Origin of the sequence: Actinomadura sp. KC06, from assembly GCF_004348735.1 — a bacterium.
In the GTDB taxonomy this organism is placed as follows: domain Bacteria; phylum Actinomycetota; class Actinomycetes; order Streptosporangiales; family Streptosporangiaceae; genus Spirillospora.
Window position 1 is genome coordinate 40,161 of the sequence record NZ_SMKT01000060.1, and the last position, 6,878, is coordinate 47,038.

A 6,878-nucleotide genomic window follows, 5' to 3' on the forward strand; every position below is an offset into this window, starting at 1 on the left:
GCAGGCCGTGTCCCTGCACGCACGCGGACATGCACCCGCCGCCCCCGTCCACGGATATCCGGCCGCGCCTCCGGAGGGCCGCGCCCGCCGCCGGCTCGCGGCGTCCGGCGCGCTGCTGCTGACGCTCACCGCCGTGCCCGCCGCCGTCCTCGCGGTGCCGGACGCCGTGGTGAACGTCGTCCCCGCCGCCGCGAGCGCCCTCGACCTGGGCGAGTCCGGGATCGGCGGGCTGCTGCGCGCCACCGGGCTGTCCCTGCCCGCGCTCGTCGTCGCGGTGCCGCTCGCCGCCGTGGCCGCGCGGCGGTTCTCCGCCTGGCCCGTCCTCGCCGCGGGGCTGGGCGTCCTGCTGACCGGGCTCGGCGCGGTCAAGTTCGCCCACACCGTGCCCCTCGTCGGGACGGTCCGCGCCGTCCAGGGCGCAGGCGCGGGGATGATGCTGCCCGCCTGCCTCATCCTGGTGTGGGAGCGGCGGAACCGCGCCCTGGCCGCCGCCTGGGCGGGCACGCTCGCGGGCGCGCTGCTCCTGGCGATGCCCTTGGCGCTCAAGGCCGTCCCCATGCGCGGCGACGGCGGCATCGCCGTCTCGGACTGGCGTGTCGCGCTCGTCCCGTACCCGTGGGCCGCCGTGGGCGCCGCCGTCGCCGCGCTCGTCCACCTGCTCCTGCGCGGGCGGGGCCCGTGGGCGCTGCCCGTGTCCCGGCACACCGAACGCGGCCAGATCCTCCTGCCGTTCGTCCCGGCGGCGGGCTTCGCGTTCCTCGCGGTCGTGGCGGCGGCCGGATGGTCGCCGGGCGCCCGGCTCATCGTCGCGGCCTTCGCGCTGCCCGCCCTGCTCGGCCTCGCCCTCGCCGCCCGCCGGGACACGATCGCGGGCAGCCCGTTCGGCTGCGCCGTCGTCATGATCGCCGCCGGCCTGCTCACCTACCCGGTCGCGGGCCCGCTCGCCGGCCTCGCCGCCGCCGACGCCCACGACCGGGGCGGCCCAGCCGTCGTGCCGCTGCTCCCGTTCGCCGCGGCGGCCGCCGCCGCGATGGCCGGGGCGCTCGCCTCCGCCTGCGCCCCCGCGCGCCACGCCGTCCACGCCGGATACGTCCTGATGATCGCGGCGGTGCCGCTCGGCCTGCTCACCCACCTGGACGGCCGCTGGACGATGCTCGTCCCGCTCGCCCTGCTCGGCGCCGGCGCCGGCACGGCCCTCGCCGCCTCGCTGCGGGACGCGGGCGTCGGCGCCGCGCTCTTCGGCCTGTCCCTCTGCTTCCCCGCCGTGCTGGCCGGGCAGCTCCTCGTCCTGTCGCTGCAGGCGTCCCGGCTGGAACGGCTGCGCCCGGTCACCGAGGCCGACCGGATCCAGGCCCTGCGGGACGGCTACGACGTCTGGCTCATCGTCGCCGGAGCCGCCGCCGTCCTCCTCGCCGCCGCCACGGCGCGGCCGTCCCGGAAAGCCGCCGCAGGCCCGGGAGCCCGGTAGGATTCGCGCGCTGCTTATTCCGAGTTTCCTCAAGGAGAACCACCCGTGTCCGAGCGCACTCTCGTCCTCGTCAAGCCCGACGGCGTCCGCCGCGGCGTCATCGGTGAGGTCATCTCCCGGATCGAGCGCAAGGGCCTGAAGCTCGTCGCGCTGGAACTCCGCACCCTCGCCCGGGAGACCGCCGAGGCCCACTACGAGGAGCACGCCAGCAAGCCGTTCTTCGGCGAGCTCGTCGAGTTCATCACCGGCGGCCCGCTGGTCGCCATGGTCGTCGAGGGGCCGCGCGCCATCGAGGCCTTCCGCGGGCTCGCCGGCGCGACCGACCCGGTCAGCGCGACCCCCGGCACCATCCGCGGCGACTTCGCCCTGGAGATCGGCGAGAACGTCGTCCACGGGTCCGACTCGACCTACTCCGCCGACCGCGAGATCAAGCTCTTCTTCCCCGAACTCGGCTGAGTCTTCCCAGGGGGGCGACCCCCTGGAACCCCCGTCACGGTCGGCGGACCGTTTCCCGAGCCGCTGGCGCGTCTCGCGAAACGGCCCCCCGGCCGGCGGGCCGTGCGACCTCCGGCGCTGGGCGCCTCCGGCCGCACGACCCGGGGCCCCGGCTGAGGTTCGTCCCGCCGGGGGCGGTGATCGGCCGCCCGCGCGTCTTTGGCGAATGCCGGGCTGCTCAGGGAGCGTTTTTTGATCGACTCGCGGCCCTCGGGTGACTGCCCGGGGACGTCCGCGCACGTTACGATGGACACGCCGCTATACACGCCCGTCAATCATGAAGGGCTCCCTTTCTTCATGGGTAATAAGCTGTCGTTTCTCGGCCGTGACATGGCGGTCGATCTTGGTACCGCCAACACCCTTGTGTACGTGCGCGGGCGTGGCATCGTCCTCAACGAACCGTCCGTGGTGGCGATCAACACCAACACGGGGAAGATCGTCGCGGTGGGCATCGAGGCGAAGCGGATGATCGGCCGTACCCCGGGCAACATCGTCGCGGTGCGCCCGCTGAAGGACGGCGTCATCGCCGACTTCGACGTCACCGAGCGGATGCTGCGCTATTTCATCCAGAAGGTGCACAAACGCCGGCACTTCGCCAAGCCGCGCATCGTGGTGGCGGTGCCCAGCGGCATCACCGGGGTGGAGCAGCGCGCGGTGAAGGAGGCCGGCTACCAGGCCGGCGCCCGCCGCGTCTACATCATCGAGGAGCCGATGGCCGCCGCGATCGGCGCCGGGCTGCCCGTCTACGAGCCGACCGGCAACATGGTCGTCGACATCGGCGGCGGCACGACCGAGGTCGCGATCATCTCGCTCGGCGGGATCGTCACCAGCCAGTCCGTCCGCGTCGGCGGCGACGAGCTCGACCAGGCCGTCATCTCGTTCTCCAAGAAGGAGTACTCCCTGATGCTCGGGGAACGTACGGCCGAGGAGATCAAGATGGCGATCGGGTCCGCGTACCCCGGCGGCGACGAGGAGCCGCATGCCGAGATCCGCGGCCGCGACCTCGTCAGCGGGCTGCCGAAGACCGTCGTGATCTCCGCCGAGGAGGTCAGGCGGGCCATCGAGGAGCCGGTCAACGCCGTGGTGGACGCGGTGAAGACCACGCTCGACAAGTGCCCGCCGGAGCTCTCCGGCGACATCATGGACCGCGGGATCGCGCTCACCGGCGGCGGCGCGCTGCTGAAGAACCTCGACGAGCGGCTCCGCGAGGAGACCGGGATGCCCATCCACCTGGTGGACAACCCGCTCGACTCGGTGGTGCTCGGCACCGGCAAGTGCGTCGAAGACTTCGAGGAGCTCCGGCAGGTGCTGGTGCCGGAACCGCGTCACTGACCCCCCGGGTGGACTGAAGAACGGGAGGTCGGTGGGGTGAAGGACACCCGGCGCACCCGCGTCGTCCTCGGCGTGCTGCTCGTCGTGGCGCTCGCGATGATCACCATTGACTACCGCGGCGGGGCCGACTCGCCGCTGCGCGGGCTGCGCGACGTCGGCGCCGCCGTGTTCGGCCCGGTGGAGCGCGCGTCGGCGTCCGTCGTCCGGCCGGTGAGCAACACCTTCGACGCGATCACCGACGCGCCCGGCGAGCGGCGCCGCGCCGACCGGCTCGAACGGCAGAACCAGAAGCTGCGCGAGCAGCTGCGCTCGATGCGCCTCGACCAGGACAAGTCCGCGCAGCTGCAGCGGCTGCTCGGCACCGCCGGGATGGGCGGCTACGAGATCCTCGCCGCGCAGGTCATCTCCGCCGGGCAGGGCTTCGAGGACACCGTCACCATCGACGCCGGCAGCCGCAGCGGCATCAAGCGCGACATGACCGTGATGAGCGCGGACGGGCTCGTCGGCCGCGTCACCCGCGTCGGGCCCGCGACGGCGACCGTCCTGCTCGCCACCGACCAGACCTCGTCGATCGGGTCCCGGCTCGAAGGCTCCAAGGAGATCGGGATCGTGCAGGGCCGCGGCCGCCGCGGTCTCGGCGGGCGCGGCGCCACGCCGCTGCGCTTCCAGCTTTTGGACGCCGCCGCCCCGATCCAGGTCGGGCAGCGCCTCGTCACGCTCGGCTCGCAGGGGCAGCGGCCGTACGTCCCGGGCGTCCCCATCGGCGTCGTCGAGCGCATCGACCGCTCCACCGGCGGCCTGACCCGCACCGCCTACGTCCGGCCGTTCGTGAGGTTCACCAGCCTGGACGTCGTCGCCGTCGTGGTCGCCCCGCCGAAGACCGACCCGCGCGACGCGGTACTGCCGCCGAGGCCGAAACCGCCGCCCTCGCCGACGCCGCCGGCGAGCGCGAGCCCGTCCGCGAGCCCGTCGGGTTCCGGGCGCCCGGACGCGCGGCCGAGCGGCCGGGAGACGCCGTCCACGAATCCGAGCCGGGGGGACTGACGTGCTGAACCCGCCCGAGGCGTCGCCGGCCGGCCGCGGTGCGGTCGCCGCCGTCGTGATCGCCGTGACGCTGATCCTGCAGGTGTCGGTCGCGAACCGGCTGCCGCTGCCCGGCGGCGTCCAACCCGACCTGGTGCTGCTGGCCGTCGTCGCGCTGGCGCTCGTCGCCGGGTCGATGACGGGCATGGTCACCGGGTTCCTGGCCGGCCTCGCCGCCGACATCATCCCGCCCGCCGACCACACCATCGGCCGGTACGCGCTCGTCTACTGCCTCATCGGCTACCTGTGCGGCGTCGCGTCCGACGAGATGGACCGGCAGTCGGTCGTGCCGTTCTTCGCCGTCGCCGCCGGCGCGCTCGCCGGGACCGTCGTCTACGCGGGCACCGGCATGATCCTCGGCGATCCGCGCGCCGAGTGGGCCACCGTGTCGAGCATGGTGCCGCTGCAGGTGCTGTACGACGTCATCGCGAGCCCGTTCGTCGTGTGGGCGGTGCTGCGCGCCACCCGCCGGTACGAACGCGGCGAACGCTCCCGGAGCGGCGACACCCTCTCGGTGCCCGCCGCCCGCTACCGCGCGATGTCGGGACGGGGCTGAGGCCGGTGAACCCGCGCACCCACTTCCGCCTGGTCGTCCTGTACGTGCTGGTCGGCGCGCTGCTGCTCGTCCTCGTCGGGCGCATGTGGACGCTCCAGGTCCTGGAGGGCGAGCACTACAAGGGGATCGCGGCCCAGAACCGCACCCGCGACATCGTCGTCCCCGCCGTCCGCGGCATGATCCTGGACGATCGCGGCCGTCCCCTCGTCCGCAACACCAGCGCGCTGGTCGTGTCCGTCGACCGGACGACGCTGTCGCGGCAGAAGGACGGCGGCGAGAGCATCCTGAAGCGGCTCTCGGCCGTCCTCGGCATCGGCCAGGACGAGATCACCAAGCGCATCCGGCTGTGCGGGCCCGGCATCAAGCGGCCCTGCTGGCCCGGCTCGCCCTACCAGCCGATCCCCGTCGAGGACCACGTCGACCCCAAGCGCGCCCTCCAGATCATGGAGCGCCAGGAGGAGTTCCCCGGCGTCACCGCGCAGGTCCAGGCCGTCCGCGACTACCCGGAGCCGGAGGGCGCGAAGCCCGCGCAGGTCCTCGGCTACCTCCAGCCGATCACGCAGGAGGAGATGGACAAACGCACCGGCCTCAAGGTCACCGGCTACAGCGGCGTCGACCTCGTCGGCCGCGCCGGTCTCGAGGCGCAGTACGACGCGGCGCTGCGCGGCGAGCCCGGGTTCCGCAAGGTCCTCGTCGACAGCCAGGGGCGCGTCACCGGCACCGCCGACGAGCAGGCGGCCGTCCCCGGCAACCACCTCGTCACCAGCATCGACGCGGGCGTGCAGGGCGCCGCCGAGGACGCGCTCAAGCGCGCGATCGACGGCGCGCGCAAGGCGGGCCGCCCCGCGGACGCGGGCGCCGCCGTCGTGATGGACGTCCAGACCGGCCGGATCGTCGCGATGGCCAGCCACCCGACGTACGACCCCGCGATCTGGACGGGCGGCATCTCCCAGGAGCAGTACGAGGCCCTGCTCGGCAAGAAGAAGGGCGAGCCGCTGATCTCCCGTGTCACGCAGGGGCAGTTCGCGCCCGGCTCCACGTTCAAGGTCTCCTCGGTCGCCGCCGCGGTGGAGGACGGCAACAGCCTCAACGGCATCTACCCATGCCCCGGCTCGTACAACGTCGGCAACCGCGCGTTCCGGAACTTCGAGGGCCAGGGGCACGGCCCGATGAACCTGCACATGGCCCTCGTGAAGTCCTGCGACACGATCTTCTACCGGTTCGCGTACCAGGAATGGCAGCGCGACGGCGGGATGAAGCCGAAGAAGAACCCGTCCGACCCGATGGTGAAGATGGCGCGCCACTACGGGTTCGGCTCGCGCACCGGCATCGACCTGCCGAGCGAGAGCGAGGGCCGCATCCCGGACCGGGCCTGGAAGAAGGACTACTGGAACGCCACCAAGGCCGCCAACTGCAAGGGCGCCAAGGAGGGCTACCCGCAGGTCGCGAAGACCGACCCGGCGCGCGCCGCGTACCTGAAGGCCGTCGCGACGGAGAACTGCACCGAGGGTTTCGTGTGGCGTCCGGGCGACGCGGCCAACTTCTCCGTCGGGCAGGGCGACGTGCTGGTGACGCCGCTGCAGCTCGCCCGGGCGTACGCGGCCATCGCGAACGGGGGCAGGCTGGTCGTGCCGCGGCTCGGCGTCGCGGTGATGCGGCCGGACGGCTCGGTCGCGCAGCGGATCGAGGCGCCGCCGGCGCAGCGGCTGCCCGTCGACCAGAAGGTGATCAAGTACATCCGCAAGGCGCTCGGGGACGTCACCACGCAGGGCACGGCCGCGGGCGCGTTCGGCGGGTTCGACATGAAGACCGTCGAGGTGGGCGGCAAGACCGGCACCGCCGAGGTGTACGGCAAGGAGGACACCTCCTGGTTCGCCTCGATCGGCCCGATGAAGAAGCCGCGGTTCGCGGTGGTGGCGATGGTCTCGCAGGGCGGGACGGGCG

The 6,878-nt window shown here is 73.4% G+C and carries 6 protein-coding genes; all 6 read left to right on the top strand.

Annotation, left to right across the window (positions count from 1 at the left end):
- Nucleotides 1-7: 7 nt before the first annotated feature.
- Entirely contained in the window at nt 8-1,468 is a 1,461-nt protein-coding gene (locus tag E1287_RS43845) for a hypothetical protein (RefSeq protein WP_165969105.1), read from the top strand.
- A 45-nt stretch (nt 1,469-1,513) separates the two neighbouring features.
- Entirely contained in the window at nt 1,514-1,924 is a 411-nt protein-coding gene (ndk, locus tag E1287_RS20405) for a nucleoside-diphosphate kinase (RefSeq protein ID WP_131966632.1), read from the top strand.
- Between the two features lie 348 nt (nt 1,925-2,272).
- On the top strand, nt 2,273-3,295 hold the full coding sequence (locus E1287_RS20410) for a rod shape-determining protein (protein ID WP_325050842.1): 1,023 nt from the start codon (nt 2,273-2,275) through the stop codon (nt 3,293-3,295).
- A gap of 36 nt (nt 3,296-3,331) precedes the next feature.
- On the top strand, nt 3,332-4,339 hold the full coding sequence (mreC, locus tag E1287_RS20415) for a rod shape-determining protein MreC (RefSeq protein ID WP_131966633.1): 1,008 nt from the start codon (nt 3,332-3,334) through the stop codon (nt 4,337-4,339).
- A 1-nt stretch (nt 4,340) separates the two neighbouring features.
- Nucleotides 4,341-4,934: a rod shape-determining protein MreD gene (mreD, locus tag E1287_RS20420; RefSeq protein ID WP_131966634.1), complete on the top strand. Its 594-nt coding sequence runs from the start codon at nt 4,341-4,343 to the stop codon at nt 4,932-4,934.
- A gap of 5 nt (nt 4,935-4,939) precedes the next feature.
- Nucleotides 4,940-6,878: penicillin-binding protein 2 (gene mrdA, locus E1287_RS20425; protein ID WP_131966635.1), on the top strand; the 1,939-nt coding region annotated here is incomplete at its 3' end.